At 72.4% G+C, this 17,230-nt stretch carries 10 protein-coding genes; 3 read left to right on the top strand and 7 right to left on the bottom strand.

What is annotated here, in order from left to right:
• Positions 1-36: 36 nt before the first annotated feature.
• Positions 37-3,873 carry an ATP-dependent helicase gene (locus ACFU5O_RS08035; RefSeq protein ID WP_384237852.1) on the bottom strand — a complete coding sequence of 1,279 codons (3,837 nt, stop codon included), beginning with the start codon at positions 3,871-3,873 and terminating at the stop codon, positions 37-39.
• A 209-nt stretch (positions 3,874-4,082) separates the two neighbouring features.
• Positions 4,083-4,481 carry an MGMT family protein gene (locus tag ACFU5O_RS08040; RefSeq protein ID WP_384237854.1) on the bottom strand — a complete coding sequence of 133 codons (399 nt, stop codon included), beginning with the start codon at positions 4,479-4,481 and terminating at the stop codon, positions 4,083-4,085.
• 140 nt (positions 4,482-4,621) lie between these two features.
• Between ACFU5O_RS08040 and ACFU5O_RS08045 the strand changes: the two genes are divergently transcribed.
• From ACFU5O_RS08045 to ACFU5O_RS08055, 3 genes are all read left to right on the top strand, one after another.
• A complete protein-coding gene (locus tag ACFU5O_RS08045) occupies positions 4,622-7,477 on the top strand; it encodes a lysylphosphatidylglycerol synthase domain-containing protein (protein ID WP_384237855.1) in 2,856 nt (951 codons plus the stop codon).
• A 118-nt stretch (positions 7,478-7,595) separates the two neighbouring features.
• Positions 7,596-9,200 carry an alpha/beta hydrolase gene (locus ACFU5O_RS08050; protein WP_384237858.1) on the top strand — a complete coding sequence of 535 codons (1,605 nt, stop codon included), beginning with the start codon at positions 7,596-7,598 and terminating at the stop codon, positions 9,198-9,200.
• A gap of 154 nt (positions 9,201-9,354) precedes the next feature.
• The gene (locus ACFU5O_RS08055; RefSeq protein WP_384237859.1) at positions 9,355-10,899 is read left to right on the top strand and encodes an alpha/beta hydrolase; all 1,545 of its coding nucleotides are present in this window, start codon (positions 9,355-9,357) and stop codon (positions 10,897-10,899) included.
• Between the two features lie 129 nt (positions 10,900-11,028).
• Here the strand turns inward: ACFU5O_RS08055 and moeZ are convergent, their stop codons facing one another.
• From moeZ to pelF, 5 genes are all read right to left on the bottom strand, one after another.
• Positions 11,029-12,207, bottom strand: a complete 1,179-nt coding sequence (gene moeZ / locus ACFU5O_RS08060) for an adenylyltransferase/sulfurtransferase MoeZ (protein ID WP_384238916.1) — start codon at positions 12,205-12,207, stop codon at positions 11,029-11,031.
• 75 nt (positions 12,208-12,282) lie between these two features.
• Positions 12,283-13,068, bottom strand: coding sequence for a spherulation-specific family 4 protein (locus tag ACFU5O_RS08065; protein WP_384237861.1), 786 nt, complete (start codon positions 13,066-13,068; stop codon positions 12,283-12,285).
• Complete coding sequence (locus ACFU5O_RS08070) at positions 13,056-14,027, bottom strand: NAD-dependent epimerase/dehydratase family protein (protein WP_384237863.1); 972 nt, start codon at positions 14,025-14,027, stop codon at positions 13,056-13,058. The genes ACFU5O_RS08065 and ACFU5O_RS08070 overlap by 13 nt, the downstream gene beginning before the upstream one ends.
• A 172-nt stretch (positions 14,028-14,199) precedes the next feature.
• Entirely contained in the window at positions 14,200-15,405 is a 1,206-nt protein-coding gene (locus ACFU5O_RS08075; protein WP_384237864.1) for a hypothetical protein, read from the bottom strand.
• Positions 15,398-17,047, bottom strand: coding sequence for a GT4 family glycosyltransferase PelF (gene pelF, locus ACFU5O_RS08080; RefSeq protein WP_384237866.1), 1,650 nt, complete (start codon positions 17,045-17,047; stop codon positions 15,398-15,400). The genes ACFU5O_RS08075 and pelF overlap by 8 nt, the downstream gene beginning before the upstream one ends.
• Between the last annotated feature and the right edge of the window lie 183 nt (positions 17,048-17,230).

Raw genomic sequence — 17,230 nt, forward strand, 5'->3', positions numbered from 1 at the left:
GCTAACCGGCGCCGCCGACAGGCCCGTCCCGCCGGCTCACTCCACGACGTGACGCCCCTCGGGCCGCGCGCTGCACGAGCTGCGGAAGGCGCACCCGGCGCAGTGCGTGCCGGTGGTGGGGGTGAAGCGTTCGTCGAGGACACGTCCGGCCGCGGTGGCGAGCAGTTCGCCGACCCATTCACCGGAGAGGGGTTCCTGGGCCTGGATCCTCGGCAGGGCTTCCCCGCCCTCCTTCCGGGGGGCGGGCTGGCGGAGCTGGACGAGTTCGGCGCCGCCGGGCTCGGGACGCCGGCCGTCGAAGGCTTCGTCGACCGCCCCTTCGCGGACCGCGAGCTGGTACACGGCGAGCTGCGGGTGGTGGGCGGCCTCGTCCCTGGTGGGTGCCTGCTTGCCGGTCTTGAAGTCGACCACATAGGCGCGGCCCTGGTCGTCCCGTTCGACGCGGTCCATGGACCCGCGGATCCGTACCTCGTAGCCGCCGGCTTCGAGGGTGACGTCGAAGTCCTGCTCGGTGGCGGCGGGGGTACGGCCGCCGCGGTCCGACACATGCCAGCGCAGGAAGCGTTCGAGGGCGGTCCGCGCGTGCTCCTTCTCCTGGTCCGACTTCCACGGGGCGTCGAAGGCGAGTGCGTCCCAGACCGAGTCGAGGCGCTCCATGAGCACGGCGAGATCGGCCGGTGTACGGCCGGAGGCGACCTCGTCGGCGAGTACGTGGACGACGTTTCCGAAGCCCTGGGCGGCGGTGGCGGGGGTGTCGGCCCTGACCTCGCGACCGAGGAACCACTGCAGGGCGCAGGTGTTGGCGAGCTTCTCCAGGGAGCTGGGAGACAGCGCGACCGGCTGATCGCGGTCGCGGAGGGGCACGCTGCTGTGGGTCGGTTCATTGAGGCCCCACCAGCGGTACGGGTGCGCTGCGGGGACGAGCGGCTGTCCCTCGTCGTCGGTGAGCGCGGCCAGTCGGGCAAGACGTCGGGCGGCGGCGTCGCGCAGCTCTCCGGAGACGTCCGGATCGACGGTGACGGCGCGCAGTTCGGCGACGAGCGGTGCGACGGCGAGGGGGCGGCGGGGGCGGCCGGTGATGTCCCGTGGCTCGGTGCCCAGTTCGCCCAGGAAACGGGAGGGCTGGTCGCCGTCGTCGGCCGGTGCCTTGACGGCCGTGACGACGAGGCGGTCACGGGCGCGGGTGGCGGCGACATAGAAGAGACGGCGCTCCTCGGAGAGGAGGGCACCGGGGGTGAGGGGTTCGGCAAGGCCGTCCCGGCCGATGCGGTCGGCCTCGAGGAGGGAGCCACGGCGGCGGAGGTCCGGCCAGAGACCTTCCTGTACGCCGGCCACGACGACGAGGCCCCATTCGAGGCCCTTGGAGCGGTGTGCGGTCATCAGACGAACGGCCGCGGGGCGGACGGCGCGCCGGGTGAGGGTGTCGGCGGCGATGTCCTGCGCCTCCAGCTCCTCCAGGAAGTTGAGGGCGCCGCGGCCTCCGCTGCGTTCCTCGGCGCGGGCGGCGGTCTCGAAGAGGGCGCAGACGGCGTCGAGATCGCGGTCGGCGTTGCGGCCGGCGGCTCCGCCCCGGAGGGAGGTGCGCTGGAGGCGCTGCGGCCAGGAGGTGCCGTTCCAGAGCTCCCAGAGGGCCTCTTCTGCGGTGCCGCCGCCGTCGAGGAGCTCGCGCGCCTTGCGCAGGAGCGCGCCGAGGCGCTGTGCACCGCGGGCGTAGGCGGGGTCGTGGGCGGTGAGCCGCTCGGGCTCGGCGAGAGCCCGGGCGATGAGCGTGTCGGACGGCGGCGGCACACGGTTGCCCGCCGTCCGCTCCTCGTCGCGGAGGGCGCGGCCGAGGCGGCGGAGGTCGGCCGTGTCCATGCTGCCCAGGGGGGAGGTGAGGAGGGCGATGGCGGTTTCTGGGTCGAGGGGGGGCGCTGTCCTGGGAGCCTGGTCCGGAGCCCCGGGGGCGATGTCCTGGACCGGTTCTCCGGCCTCACCGGGCAGGCCGATGCCGCCACCGGACACGTCCTCGTACGGGTCCCGGTGGTCGTCGTACGCGTCAGGGTGGTCGTCGAACGGGTCCCGGTGGTCGTCGTACGGGTCAGGGTGATCATCGTACGGGTCCCGGTGGTCGTCGAACTCTTCGCCTTGCTCGTCGTACGCGTCCCGGTGCTCGTCCGTCTGCGCCCCGGGCTCCGGCGGCGCGGGGACGCGGTCGGGTGTCGCAGCGGGGCGCTCGTCCTCGGCTGCCGACCTGTCGGCAGCGCCGCCGCCCGCGGCGGGCGAAGCCTGCCCGGACACCTCGCCGGGGGCATCGACAGCGCCGGCCGCCTCGCCCGCGGCGGCACCGCCGGCGTCTGCTGTCCGGGCGGAAGCGGGGGACGGCGCGTCTGTGGATGCCGCGCCACCGGCCGCCGGGACGGGCACGGCCGCTGCCGCCGCTATGCGCAGGGCCGTCAGGAGAGGGGCCACCGCGGGCTCGTGCCGCAGAGGGATGTCGTCGCCGTCCGTTTCGACGGGGACGCCCGCGGCGGTGAGGGCCCGGCGAACGGCGGGGAGGGTGCGGGCTCCGGCGCGGACGAGGACGGCCATGTCGTTCCAGGGGACGCCGTCCTCGAGATGGGCGCGACGCAGGATGTCCGCGATGTTGTCCAGCTCGGTGGATGCCGTGGGGTAGGTGTGGACCTCGACATGGCCTCCCTCGCGGACCGCCGCCGGCTCGCGATGGGCGCGGACCTTGTCCGCGGGCAGCCGGGTCAGCGGCAAGCGCCGCAGGAGCAGGCGGGTCGCGGACAGGAGTGCCGCGCCCGACCGTCGGGACGTGGTGAGAACCGCGACCGGCGCCGGGCGGCCGTCCGCGCGTGGGAACGCGGCCGGGAAGTCGAGGATGCCGTTCACGTCCGCGCCCCGGAACGCGTAGATCGACTGGTCCGGGTCACCGAAGGCGACCAGCGTCCGGCCGCCACCGGCGAGCGCCCGCAGCAGCCGAACCTGTGCCGGGTCGGTGTCCTGGTACTCGTCCACGAAGACCGCGTCGTACTCCGGAAGGGTGACGGTCCCGGCCAGCAGCACGGCCCGGTGGACGAGTTCCGCGTAGTCGAGCACGCCCTGCATGTCGAGGACGTCCAGGTACTCGGCGAGGAACGCGGCCGCAGCCCCCCAGTCGGGCCGGCCCGTGCGCTCCGCGAAGGCCGCCAGGGAGCGCGGTCCCAGGCCCAGTTCCCGGGTGCGGGCGAGCACCGCGCGTACCTCGTCGGCGAAGCCGCGCGTGGTAAGACAGGCGCGCAGATCGTCGGGCCAGCGCACCCGCCCCGGCAGGCCATGGCGCTCCAGGTCCAGCTGCCCGGCCAGCAGGTCCCGTACCGCCACGTCCTGCTCCGGCCCCGAGAGCAGCCGCAGCGGCTCGGCGAACAGCTCCGCCTCCTGATGGGCGCGGACCAGCGCGTAGCAGAACGAGTGGAAGGTGGTCGCCTGCGGCGCCCGCGGCGCTCCCGTCCGTCGCCCGCCGGCGTCCTTGCCGGTGAGAGCTCCTCCCCCGCCCGCTTCGATGCGCAGCGCCATCCGGTCACGCAGTTCGACCGCGGCCTTGCGGCTGAAGGTGAGCACCAGCAGCCGCTCGGGATCGGCACCCCCTTCGATCCGCGCCGCCACCGCCTCGACCAGCGTCGTGGACTTACCCGTGCCGGGCCCCGCGAGGACGAGCAGCGGTCCTCGCTCATGGTCAACCACTGCGCGCTGGGACGCGTCCAGGAGAGGGGGATCCACCGGGACCGGCGTGGTACGCACCAGTCGGTACGCGCCCGGGGTCCTCCCCCTGAGCCCCTGCGGGCGTGGGGGGATCCCCTGCCGTACCCGACGGTGCGGTGTACGCCCGGTGGAGGAGGAGGAGCTCACGTGGATCGCCGGTCCTGGTGGGTGTGCTGGTGGTGAGGTGCCCGGGGCCGTCGCGGGGGCGCGGGCCGTGTGGGTACCAAGGTGCCGAAGACGGCTGCGACGACGTTACGCCAGGTGCCGTCGAGGTCGCGGGGAGTCCGGTCCGGACGGCGCCGGGTAGCTCGTACGAGGTCCGTACGACTCATCGGACCGCCGGATGGCGGAAGCTGTCAGTTGTGAGCTCCTGCGTCCGTCGCGTCCGCGACGCCGTCCCAGCGCGCCCGCCGTATGTCCAGACGGGGCACATGGCTCTCCGCGCCGCGGGGTGCCTCCCGCAGCGGGGTGCCCTCGGCACGGTAGTGCTCCAGCGCGCTCAGCTCGTGGCCGGGCAGCAGCACCCCGTCCGCACGCACCACGCGCCACCACGGCACCGCGCTTCCGTACAGCGCCATGACACGGCCGACCTGGCGCGGTCCGCTCTCGCCCAGCCACTCGGCGACATCTCCGTAGGTCATGACACGGCCCGGCGGGATACGCTCTGCGGCGTCGAGCACACGCTCCGCGTAATCCGGCAGTTCCGGCAGTTCCGGCGCGTCATCGCTCGTCCGGTCCGGCACGTCATCGCTCATCCGGCCCATCCTGCACCATGGCACCGACAGCGGGCAGACACCCTGATGCCCCCCTCTGCCGGTGCGGCATGCCACCATCATCCGGGCGGTGACCGGTGATACGAGATCAAGAAGAGTCCGATACGGCGAAGGAGCGGGGCGTGCAGCCAGCGACGGCGGCAGGCACCTCCGCCTCCGAGTCGAGCCCGGAAACTCGTGACCGGGGCCCCGGCGAAGGTGTCGAGCCTCCCTCCGGTGCGTCCGGGGCACCCGCCGGGGAGGACCCGCAGGGCCCCCAGGACCCGGGGACCACCGTCGAGCGCCCCGAGGCCGCCCTGGACACGGACACCACCGATCAACCGCAGGGCAGCGAATGCGGCGACGCCGCAGCCCCCACCGAACGCGTCTCCGTGGACGAGCCGCTCCTCCCCGCCCGTGTGCACCGCCCCTCCGACCTGACACGGCTGCTCACCGGCGTTCTCGCGATCATCCTCGTGCTCGGCGTCGCCGCCTTCGCCCACGGCACCACGACCGGCCTTGAATCGGACATCTCCAAGGGCACCGGCCAGGCCCCCGACCTGCTGGTCAAGCTCGCCGGACTGGTCTCCAGCATCGCCGTGCTCCTGGTCCCGGTCGCCTTCGCGATCGAGCGACTGATCAAACGCGACGGACTGCGGATCGCGGACGGCGTCCTCGCCGCCGTACTCGCACACGGTGTGACACTGGCCACCGATCTCTGGGTCGCCGATGCCGCGCCCGGCCAGATCCAGGACGCGCTGACCCAGCCGCAGACAGGCGGCGGGCTCACCGACCCCGTCCACGGGTATCTCGCCCCCGTCATCGCCTATATGACGGCCGTCGGCATGGCCCGCCGCCCGCGCTGGCGCGTGGCGCTCTGGGGCGTGCTGCTGCTCGACGCCTTCGCGATGCTGGTCGCGGGCTACACCACCCCGTTCTCGATCATCCTCACCGTGCTGATCGGCTGGACGGTCGCTTACGGGACGCTGTACGCGGTCGGCTCTCCGAACGTACGGCCCACCGGACAGACCCTGCTGGCGGGTCTGCGCCACGTCGGTTTCCGGCCCGTCACGGCGATGCGGGCCGAGGACGTACCGGACGCTCATCCCCGCTCCGGCGGGGGCAACTCCCACGACAACGGGGACCGTGGCCGGCGCTACCTCGTCACCCTGGAGGACGGGCCGCCGCTCGATGTCACGGTCGTCGACCGGGAGCAGCAGGCGCAGGGCTACTTCTACCGGGTCTGGCGCCGGCTCACGCTGCGCGGCATCACCACCCGCCGCTCCATCCAGTCGCTGCGCCAGGCGCTGGAGCAGGAGGCGCTGCTCGCCTACGCCGCGATCGCCGCCGGGGCCAACGCGCCCAAGCTGATCGCCACGTCCGAGCTCGGCCCGGACGCGGTGATGCTCGTGTACGAGCACCTCGGCGGCCGCTCGCTGGACTCGCTGGCCGAAGAGGAGATCACGGACGACCTGGTCAGGGGCGCTTTCCGGCAGATGCGGGCGCTGCAGTCGCGGCGCATCGCGCACCGCAGGCTCACCGGCGACGCGATTCTGGTGGATCGTTCCGGCAATGTGGTGCTGACCGATCTGCGCGGCGGTGAGATCGCGGCCGGCGACGTGGTGCTGCGCATGGACATCGCGCAGCTGCTGGCCACCCTGGGTCTGCGGGTGGGCGCCGAGCGTGCGGTGGCGGCGGCGGTGGAGGTCCTCGGCCCGGACGCGGTCGCGGACTGTCTGCCGCTCCTCCAGCCGATCGCGCTGAGCCGTTCCACACGGGCGACGCTGCGGCGCCTTGCCCGGGAGCGTTCGCAGCGCGAGCGCGAGGCGGTGCTGGCGGCGGCCGAGTCGGCCAAGCAGGCCAGGGCCGAGGAGGCCCTCGCGGCGGGAGAGGGCGCCGGGAGCGGTGACCGGAAGGCCGTGCGCAAGTCGCAGCGGGCGGAGAAACAGGCCGAGAAGCGGGCCATGGACGAGGCACTGGACGAGGCACGGGACGAGGACCTGCTCGCCCAGATCCGCCATCAGGTGCTGCTGATCCGGCCGCAGGCGCCCGTGGAGCCGGCCAGACTGGAGCGGATCAGGCCGCGCACTCTCGTCAGTCTGATCGCCGGGGCCATCGCCGCCTACTTCCTCCTTTCTCAGCTCACCAGGACCGATCTCACGGTGGTCGGCGACGCCCACTGGGGCTGGGTCGCTGCCGCGGTCCTCTTCTCGGCGGTGAGCTACGTCGCGGCCGCGATGAGCCTGCTGGGATTCGTACCGGAGCGGGTGACGTTCCTGCGGACGGTCGTGGCGCAGGTCGCGGGCTCGTTCGTGAAGATCGTCGCACCGGCCGCCGTCGGCGGTGTCGCGCTCAACACGCGCTTCCTCCAGCGCTCCGGCGTGCGGCCCGGGCTCGCCGTGGCGAGCGTGGGCGCCTCTCAGCTCTTCGGGCTCGGCGCACACATTCTGCTGCTGCTGTCCTTCGGCTATCTGACGGGGACGGAGAAGACGTCGTCGCTCACCCCGTCCAGGACGGTCATCGCCGGGCTGCTGACCGTGGCGGTGCTGGTGCTGGTGGTGACCGCGATCCCGTTCCTGCGGAAGTTCGTGGCGACGCGGCTGAAATCGCTGTTCGTCGGAGTCGTGCCGCGCATGCTGGACGTGCTGCAGCGGCCGGTGAAGCTGGTCACGGGCATCGGCGGGATGCTGCTGCTGACCGGTGCGTTCGTGATGTGCCTGGACGCTTCGATCCGGGCCTTCGACAACGGCCATCAGCAACTCAGCTACGCGAGCATCGCCGTGGTCTTCCTGGCGGGCAACGCGCTGGGGTCCGCGGCCCCGACACCGGGTGGTGTGGGCGCCGTCGAGGGCGCCCTGACCTTCGGTCTGATCGCGGTGGGCCTGCCGGCCGAGGTCGCGGCCCCGGCCGTGCTGCTGTACCGGCTGCTGACCCTGTGGCTGCCGGTGCTGCCGGGCTGGGTGGCCTTCAACCAGCTCACACGTAAGGGCTACCTGTAGCTGCGGTGTCCGGGCCTCGTCCCACGCGCCGAGGGGGGCCGTTACCGCCCCCCGGGCGCGCGGCCGCACGGACCGCCGCCAACAGGCGGACCGCCCGGGGACGCCGCACGATGGGCTCATGCCGACATCGTCCGCCGACTGCCGCGGCTCCTCCGGCTCCTCGGCCGCCCGGGGCGCCGGCACGGTTCTGGCCGCCGCGACCGCCGCCGTACTCCTCGTCACCGCCGGCTGTTCGGACACCGGCGACAGCGGTGGGGGCAAGAAGGACCAGGGCCGCGAGCTCGGCGCCCAGAAGCTGGACTGGCAGCCGTGCCCGCCCCCCTCGGAGGCGGAAGGCGGCGGTGAGGCGCCTTCACCGCTGCCCGGGGGTGCGCAGTGGGAGTGCGCGTTCATGCAGGTCCCGCGCGACTACGCCGACCCGGGCGGCGACACGATCGAGCTGGCCCTCATCCGGGCGAAGGCGCGCGACCAGTCCCGGCGGATCGGTTCACTGATCTTCAACTTCGGAGGCCCCGGCGGCTCCGGGGTCAGCGCGCTGCCCGCCGCGGCGAAGGACTACGAGAAGCTGCGCGAGCGCTACGACCTGGTCAGCTTCGACCCCCGCGGCGTGGGCCGCAGCCAGGCCGTCGAATGCCTCGACAACCGGCAGCTCGACGAGTACTACGCGCAGGACTTCACCCCGGACGACCCCACGGAGGAGGCCGAGTACGAGGACCGACTCCGCTCGTTCGCGTCCGGCTGCGAGAAGAACTCCGGGGAGGATCTGCCGTACGTCGGCACCACGAACGCCGCACGGGACATGGACCTGATGCGGCAGGTGCTCGGTGACGACAAGCTCCACTACATGGGCTTCTCCTACGGCACTGAACTGGGCGGCGTATACGCGCACCTGTTCCCCAAGAAGGTCGGCCGGGCCGTCTTCGACGCCGTGGTCGATCCGACGGCCGGCGGCAAAGAGGGCTCACTCGGCCAGACCAAGGGCTTCCAGCTGGCGCTCGACAACTTCAGCGCGGACTGTGTCGCGCGCGGCGACGCCTGCCAGTTGCCGGGCAGCACCCCGCAGGAGATCCAGCAGTTCATCGTCGATCTGCTCGCCCGCCTCGAGAAGAAGCCGATCCCGGCTGTCGGCGACCGTGAACTCACCCAGACCCAGGCGACGAACGGTATCGCCCAGGCGCTGTACTCCAAGGAGTACTGGCCGCTGCTGGAGCAGGGACTCGACGAGGCGGACGGCGGCGACGGCGCGCTGCTGCTCGCTCTGTCCGACGCGATGAACGGACGCGACAGACAGGGCCACTACAGCAACATCCAGTCAGCCAACGCCGCGATCAACTGCGTGGACTTCAAGGAGCGGTACTCGCTGCAGGAGACGAAGGCGGCTCTCCCGCAGTTCCGCCAGGCCTCCCCTGTCTTCGGCGACTATCTCGGCTGGGGCCTGATGGGCTGCTCGGAGTGGCCGGTCCCGGGTCAGTGGGACGACCCCGACGTGAGCGCACCGGGGGCGGCCCCGATCCTCGTCATCGGCAACACCGGTGATCCTGCGACGCCTTACGCGGGTGCCAAGGCGATGGCCGGGGAACTCGGCAAGGGCGTCGGCGTCGAGATGACCTACCGGGGCCAGGGGCACGGCGCCTACGGCAGCGGCAGCACCTGTGTCGAGTCCGCTGTGGACAAGTACCTTCTGGACGGGAAGGTCCCGGCGGCCGGGACCGTCTGCGAATGACCGACTGCGAGTGACCGCGGACGGATGCCGCCGGCGGTACACCCCGTGCCAGAGTCACACCCGCCACACCCACCACACCCGATGTCACTGTCAGTGACGGCACCTAGGATGGCGGAGCAGTCGGGATCAGACTCATGGTTCACGGGGGGCCGCAATGTCATGGCGTACGAAAGCGGGCGCGACGGCTGTCGCGCTGGCGTTGGCCTGCGGGGCACTGACGGCCTGTGACGTCGTCGGCGGCGAAGGCGACGACGCGCGCAACGGCGGCGGCAGACAGGCGGCGCCCGGCCCGGTGCGGGAGGGCGATGCCGCGCGCGGACTGCCCGATGCGCTCAGGAAGCAGCGGCCCGACTGGCAGCCGTGCGAGGGCGGCGACTGGACCTGTGCCGAGGTGAGGGCCCCCCTCGACTACGACGACCCGGACGGCGCGACGGTCTCCATCGCGCTGATCCGCCGTGAGGCCCGCGACCAGGAGCGACGCCTCGGCTCGCTGCTCTTCAACTTCGGCGGACCCGGCGGCTCGGGCGTGGACAGCCTGCCGGGCTTCGCCGACGAGTACGGAAAGCTCAATGCCCGCTACGACCTGGTGAGTTTCGATCCGCGCGGGGTCGCGGACAGCTCCGGAGTGGTGTGCCGCAGCGACAAGGAGCAGGAGGAGGCGGCCCGCGTCGACCTCACCCCCGACACCCCCGCCGAGGAGGCGGCCTTCTTCAAGGACGCCGAGAGTTTCGGAGCGGGCTGCGCCGCGCACTCGGGCAAGATCCTCCCGCACGTCGGCACGGCGGACGCCGCCCGGGACATGGACCTCATCCGTCATGTGCTGGGCGACCGCAGGCTCAACTACTTCGGCATCTCGTACGGCACGGAGCTCGGCGGCACCTACGCCCACCTCTTCCCGCGGAACGTGGGACGGACGGTGCTGGACGCGGTCGTGGACCCGACCGCCGATGCGATCGGCCATGCCCGCAATCAAGCCACCGGCTTCCAGCGCGCGCTGGACAACTACCTCACCAGCAGAGGGGAGAACCCGGAGGCCGGATCCCGGCGCATAGCCGGACTGCTGGAGCGCATCGACCAGCGGCCACTGCCGGCGGCCCACGGCCGTGAGCTGACCCAGAGCCTCGCTCTCACCGGCATCGTCATGTCGCTCTACTCGAAGAGCCTGTGGCCCGATCTGACCCGGGGCCTGGAGGAGGCCGAGCAGCGCGGCGGCGGCACAAAGCTTCTGGCGCTCGCCGACTTCTACAACGACCGTGACAAGAACGGGCATTACAGCACGCAGAGCCACTCGCAGCGGGCGATCTCCTGCGCGGACGACAAGCAGCGCCCCACTGCGGCGGAGGCCAAGGCGCTGTTGCCGGAATTCCGCCGGATATCCCCGGTGTTCGGCGAGTTCCTGGCGTGGGACACGGCGGGCTGGTGCGCCAAGTGGCCGGTCCCGGGTGAGCGCGCGACACCGGATGCGAGCGCGAGGGGAGCGGCCCCGATCCTGGTCGTCGGCACGACCGGCGATCCGGCGACGCCCTACGAGGGCGCGCGGCGGATGGCCGACGAGCTGGGCGAGGGTGTCGGAGTGCTGCTCACCAACAAGGGTGAGGGACACGGCGGTTACAGCCCCCGGAACGGGTGCGTGACGGAGACCGTCGACGCCTATCTGCTGGACGGCACGGTCCCGGAGGACGGCAGGACCTGCGGATAGCGCGGAAAGGGGCCGGCCTTCCGGCCGGCCCCTTCACCCGGTCGCCGCGGCTCCGCCCGGCCCACGCTCGGGTCGTCTCTGCCCGGGTGCCCGGTCCCGGGAGGGCGGAGCCTCCCGGGAACTGCTGCCCTAGTAGATCGGCTTCTGGGGCTCGATCTGGTTGACCCAGCCGATGACCCCGCCGCCGACGTGCACCGCGTCCGCGAAGCCCGCCGACTTGAGCACGGCGAGGACTTCCGCACTGCGGACACCCGTCTTGCAGTGCAGGACGATCTTCTTGTCCTGCGGCAGGTCCTGCAGGGCGTCGCCCATCAGGAACTCGTTCTTCGGGATCAGCCGCGCTCCGGGGATGGAGACGATCTCGAACTCGTTCGGCTCGCGAACGTCGATGATGTCGATGTTCTGGCCGTCGTCGATCCACTCCTTGAGCTGCTTCGGAGTGATCGTCGAGCCCATCGCCGCCTCCTGCGCCTCTTCGGAGACGACGCCGCAGAAGGCCTCGTAGTCGATGAGTTCGGTGACGGTCGGGTTCTCGCCGCAGACCGCGCAGTTCGGGTCCTTGCGGACCTTGACCTGGCGGTACTGCATCTCCAGGGCGTCGTAGATCATCAGTCGGCCGACCAGCGGGTCACCGATGCCGGCGAGCAGCTTGATGGCCTCGTTGACCTGGATCGAGCCGATGGACGCGCAGAGCACGCCCAGCACGCCGCCTTCGGCGCAGGACGGGACCATGCCCGGCGGCGGCGGCTCCGGGTAGAGGCAGCGGTAGCAGGGACCGTGCTCGGACCAGAAGACGGAGGCCTGACCGTCGAAGCGGTAGATCGAACCCCACACATACGGCTTGTTGAGGAGCACGCATGCGTCGTTCACCAGATAGCGGGTCGCGAAGTTGTCCGTGCCGTCGACGATCAGGTCGTACTGGCTGAAGATGTCCATCACGTTCTCGGCTTCGAGCCGCTCCTCGTGAAGGACCACGTCGACGTACGGGTTGATGCCCTTGACGCTGTCACGCGCCGACTCGGCCTTGGAGCGGCCGATGTCCGCCTGGCTGTGGATGATCTGGCGCTGCAGATTCGACTCGTCGACCTCGTCGAACTCCACGATGCCGAGCGTGCCGACACCGGCCGCGGCCAGGTACATCAGGGCCGGCGAGCCGAGGCCGCCGGCGCCCACACAGAGCACCTTGGCGTTCTTCAGCCGCTTCTGCCCGTCCATCCCGACATCCGGAATGATCAGGTGGCGGGAGTACCTGCGGACCTCGTCCACGGTGAGCTCGGCAGCCGGCTCGACCAAGGGTGGCAGCGACACGGAGACCTCATCAATACAGCTGGTGATCATGACGTCAGTACGGTTGTTCTCGCTGTAACACTGCCACGCGCCCTCTCATTCCGAGACACCTCGTCCAATCCGCGAGACGATTTCGTCCCAGTAGCCGGGCAAGGCGTCAAATGCCCCGCTTCGTCCCGTGCGATCGGTGAAGAAGACCGTGCCCGCGCCCTGCCAGCGGGCGATCCGCATCGCCTCCTCCAGGTGCGTCCGCGGCACGCCGTGCACGAAGTGCGCGAATCGCTCGGGCGGATGGCTCGCGGTCCACTCCGCGACCTGCGACCAGCGGTAGTCGGTCCAGGTCCCGGAGAAGGTGACCAGTTGGTCGGCCACCTCGGCATAGCCCGGATACGGGTGGGTGCCGTGGCCCAGGACGAGATGTCCGCCGTCGAGCACCGCCTCCAGCGTGGCCGTCGTACGCCGCACTGCGGGCAGGTCCGCCCGCTCGACCGGGCAGCGGTCCAGGAGGAAGCCCCCGACCCGGTACCACTCGACGTAGCGATGGGCGTCGCAGACGACATCGGCGAACGGGCGGGTGCCATGAGCCAGATCGAGATGGCCGAGCACCTGGATCCCGGCGTTGGTGAGCCTGCCCGCGGCCTCCAGGCAGTGCGGGTCGGGCCGGGTGCCGGGACCGCCGTTCGCGACATTCAGCACGGCCCAGTGCAGCGGGGTGCCGGGGCGGGTCAGCTCGGCCCACTCGACCGGGGCGAGCAGCGGGTGGGCATAGCCCGGGACACCGAAGCCGAGCCTGCCCCAGCTCCCGTCGGGGGAGACCTCCGTGGCGCAGGTGGCCGGAAGACCGGAATCGGTGTCGGGTTCGGTGGGGGTCAGATGCGGCATGCCGCCTCCATCCAGATGTCCGCGAGGGACTCCTCCAGATTGATCCGCGGCCTCCAGCCGAGCCGGTCGCGGGCCGTGCGCACGTCGGCCTGCTGCCAGCTGCCGCAGCCGTCGGGGTACGGGAACGGGGTCGCGCCCAGCTGCTCCGTGAGGGACTCCGGGCCGCGAGGCGCTCCGATCGCGGCATGGCCGGGGCGCATGGGAGGCGTGTCCAGCTCATGGAGCGCGCCCGCGTATCCGGCGACCCTGGCGAGTACGGCCGCGGCGTCGCGGAGCCGCACCGCTCGGCCGGTGCCGATGTTGACGACGCCCTGCGCGGCGGACAGGGAGGCGGCGTGGACGGCGCGCGCCACGTCCCGTACGTCGACGAAGTCGCGCTGCACGCCCAGGCCGCTGAGCTTCAGCTCGCCGTCGCCCGACTGCATCGCACGGCGCATCGCCTCGGCGAGTCTGCCGAGGGGCGATCCGGCGGGGGTGCCCGGTCCCACGGGCGAGAAGACCCGCAGCACGACGGCGTCCAGGCCCGAGCCGAGCACCAGCTCGGACGCGGCGAGCTTGGACACGCCGTAGGGGCCGCCCGGCCGTGGAACCGCGTCCTCGGCCGTGGACGAGCCGGGCTGAGAGGGCCCGTACTCGGAGGCGCAGCCGAGCTGGACCAGACGGGCCCCGCAACCGCTGCGGCGCAGTGCCTCACAGACGGTGGCGACCGCCACGGTGTTGTGCCGGGTGAGGTCGCGTGCGCCCCCGCGGGTCGCCCCGGCGCAGTTGATCACCACTCCGGGGTGGACGGCGTCCAGGAAGCGGGTGAGAGCCCCCGGGCTGCCGCCCGCGAGGTCGAACCGTACGTCGGCGTCGTCGCCTCGCCCCAGGGCGGTGAGGTGCACGGCCGGGTCGGCCAGCAGCCGGTCCGCGACGAAGCGGCCGAGGAATCCATTGGCTCCGAGCAGCAGCACTCTCATAGCGCGGCTCCTCGGCGCCGACGGGCCGCGCCGGCCTGGGCCGGTGCTCGGTGGTACGGGTTCATGTCGTACGTCTCCTCAGGGTGTTGCTCGGTGTGGTCGTTCCGGTACGCCCGCGGCGTCGGCTCCGCGGGGGCGCGTGGGGGGATGTGGGGGGCATCCATGGGGGGGGTCATGCGGTGTGTGCAGAGGCCCGGGACAGGGCGGCGCACGCGTGGACCAGCAGGCCCAGGGCTGCGGCTCCACAGGCGACGGTTGCCACGGCTCCGGGACCCCAGGCGGTGACGACGGCCTCGGCCGGCCCGGCCAGGAAGGCGCAGCCGGGCAGGCGGGCGGCGAGGACGGTTGCCGTGGCGAGTGCCTCGACCGCGGCGGCGACGCCGAGGCCGCAGGCGGCGGACCGGGCGAATCCGTGGACGGTGAGCAGCCGCGCGACGAAGAGCAGGATTCCGAGGGCGACCGCGGACACGGGCTCCACGGCCACGACCAGACCGGTGAGGACCAGGAGGCCGGTGAGTGCGGTGGCGTGGAGCGCGACGGTCGCCAGCAGCAGCGGCCGTACCCCCGCGGCGAACTCCTCCAGACCACGGCTGCCGTCGAGCCTGCGGCGCGCCAGTACGGAGAACAGCCGGGCGCTCCAGGCCGCGGGAGCGACCGCGAGGGCGAGGCCCACGAGCAGACCGGGCGCCGGCGGCCAGGGGCCGCCTTCCCCTGGGGTCGCCGGGATCGCCGGGCCGCCCGCGACGAGCTGCTCCAGCAGACCCCCGCCGGCCATGGCGTACGCGAGCAGCCAGCCCACCCACAGGCGTCCGAAGCGCACCGTGCGGCCGGGCGCCCGTAAGGGGCCGTGCCTGAGGCTGTAGGCGAGCGCGCAGGCGAGCGCCACACCTCCGGCGACCGCGGCGCCGATTCGTGCCGCGCCGCTCGTGAAGTGCAGCCCGGCCACGGCGGCGAGGGCGACGGCGCCCGGCAGGAGCGCGGGCAGCACCGGCAACGCGGGCGGCGCCTGCGTGGCGGCGCGCTCCCCGGGCTCTTCCTCCGGCGCGGGCCGGGAACCCGCCTCTCCGCGCGGTACCCGCGCGTACATCTCGTCGGCCAGCGAGAACACGTCCCGGTGCCGGAACCGCGCCGCCGTCCGGTCGGTCACCCCGTGCGCTTCCAGGCCGGCGGCGATCTCCAGCGGATCGACGGCTCTCTCGCACAGCTCCCGGTGCCGGTGCATGAGCGCCTTCACGGGGTCGGCGGGGCCTCGCCGGGAGCCGTGCGGCCTGCGGGGCGCGGTCCGCTCGCGTGCCGCCACCGCCTCTCCCTCCGGAGCGGACGACGGGCCGCTCGCCGCGGCGGTTCTTTCGGATCTTTCGGACGTGGTGTCAGGCATCGGGGGCTCCTGGGGTGGCCGTAACGGCCAGGGCGGCGGTGTCCGCCCACGCGGGACGGGCGCGGGGGCCGGTCCAGTGGCCGGGGACGTGGGCCTCCGCGGGGGTGGCGAACGGGAGGGGGTCGGCGTCGGTGTCGCGGGACGGGGAGCTGTGGGAGAGAAGCTCCAGGTAAATGCCGTGAAATGCCGCCAGGTTCTGCTCGACGGTGAAGAGTTCGAGTGCCCTCGCCCGCGCCGCCGCGCCGAGCCGTTCACGGCGCTCGGGGTCGCGCATCAGCGCGAGACAGGCGTCGGCGAGCGCACGCGGGTTGCGCGGGGGCACCACGAGGCCCGTGCCGCCGATGACTTCGACGACCGCTCCCACATCGGTGGAGACCGTGGCGCGTCCGCAGAACATGGCTTCGACCAGGCTGATCGGGAAGCCTTCGACGACGCTCGACAGGACGATCACGGCTCCTGCCGCGTAGGCGTCGGCGAGCTCCGGCGCCTCGGGTCCGCCGATCTCCTCGAAGGAGACGGGATTGTCCCCCACCGCGTGCGCGCTGGCGGCCTCGTCGGGAAAGAGCTGGGCGGCCAGCGCCCTGCAGTGCGCGAGATAGGTGGTGGCCTCCGGGCCCCGCGCGGGGGCGCCGAGGATCCTCAGCCGGGCGTCCGGCTCCTCCCTGCGCACCTCGGCGAAGGCGTGGAGCAGGGCGATCAGATCCTTGGCGGGTTCGATCCTGCCGACCCAGACGAGGGTGTGCGGGTCGCCGTCGAACTCCCTCTCTCCCACTTCCGTGAAGCGCGCGGCCTCCATTCCGGGATACACCGTGCGCAGCCGGGCCGGCTCGGCCCCGCACCGCTCCTGCCACCGGCGGGCGTGGGCGTTGCCGGGGGTGATGACGGAGGCCTGCCGGTAGACCTCGGCGGCCAGCAGCCCGTGGAACGTCGCCAGCAGGGCGCGTACGGGCGCGCTGGCAGAACCTGCCTCCTCGGACGCCGCCAGATAGTGCGCCCGCAGCTGCACGCCGTACTCCGTGACCAGCAGGGGGACTCCGAAGAAGCGTTTGGCCAGAAGCCCGGGCAGCGCCGCGGAACCGCCGGACGTGGCGTGGCAGAGGTCCACGGCGCCCAGCGAGTCGCTGCCGTACCAGTCGAGTGACAGCGGCCTGAGCGCCCGCTCCAGCTGGTCCGTGAAGGCCAGGTAGTCGGGCACGGTCGCCGTGTGCAGGGCCCTGCGGGTACCGGGAGCGCGGCAGGCGGATTCCAGGATGCGTACGGCGAGTTCGGAACGGAGGGCCGCGTACAGCCCGCCGTGCTCCCTCGCCAGCTCGGCGAGTCCGTAGAGCCCGTCGGCGAAGCCGCTGCCGTCGCTGCCGCAGACCGCCGCGGCCAGCTCCTTGAAGTGGCCGGCGAACCGTTTGCGCTCACGCCGCGCATGGCTGCGCCCGTCGTCCTCCGGTGCCCAGAGGGGCGCGCTGCGCACCCGCTGCACCTGTGGCGGCAGCTCGATCCAGCCCTGGTCCTCCTGCTGGGCGCTGCGGCTGAGCGCGTAGATGTCGAAGTCGTGGTGCGCGAGCCCGCGCACGAGCCGGTCGCACCACAGCCTGGACTCACCCGTCGCATACGGATAACCACCATCCGTAAGCAGTCCGATCCGCACGAACGCACCCCCGATCTCCCTTGTGGGCGGCCACCGTTGGTCCGGCGGCTCGCGGCGGCACGACGTTATGCGGATATGACGGTGGCGGGGGGGGGGGGGGGGGGGGGGGCCCCCCCCAGGGCGGTTATGAAATAAAAATTAAAACCGAGGGCGTGTTGGTGGGCGGGATGGTTTTGTGTGTAA

It is taken from the genome of Streptomyces sp. NPDC057445 (assembly GCF_042802855.1).
Taxonomy (GTDB): Bacteria; Actinomycetota; Actinomycetes; order Streptomycetales; family Streptomycetaceae; genus Streptomyces.

Coding starts and splice junctions, on each gene's coding strand:
- ACFU5O_RS08040 (WP_384237854.1), bottom strand. CDS start 4,481: ATGAGCGATGACGTGCCGGACCGGACGAGCGATGACGCGCCGGAACTG.
- ACFU5O_RS08050 (WP_384237858.1), top strand. CDS start 7,596: ATGCCGACATCGTCCGCCGACTGCCGCGGCTCCTCCGGCTCCTCGGCC.
- ACFU5O_RS08055 (WP_384237859.1), top strand. CDS start 9,355: ATGTCATGGCGTACGAAAGCGGGCGCGACGGCTGTCGCGCTGGCGTTG.
- ACFU5O_RS08065 (WP_384237861.1), bottom strand. CDS start 13,068: ATGCCGCATCTGACCCCCACCGAACCCGACACCGATTCCGGTCTTCCG.
- ACFU5O_RS08070 (WP_384237863.1), bottom strand. CDS start 14,027: ATGAGAGTGCTGCTGCTCGGAGCCAATGGATTCCTCGGCCGCTTCGTC.
- ACFU5O_RS08075 (WP_384237864.1), bottom strand. CDS start 15,405: ATGCCTGACACCACGTCCGAAAGATCCGAAAGAACCGCCGCGGCGAGC.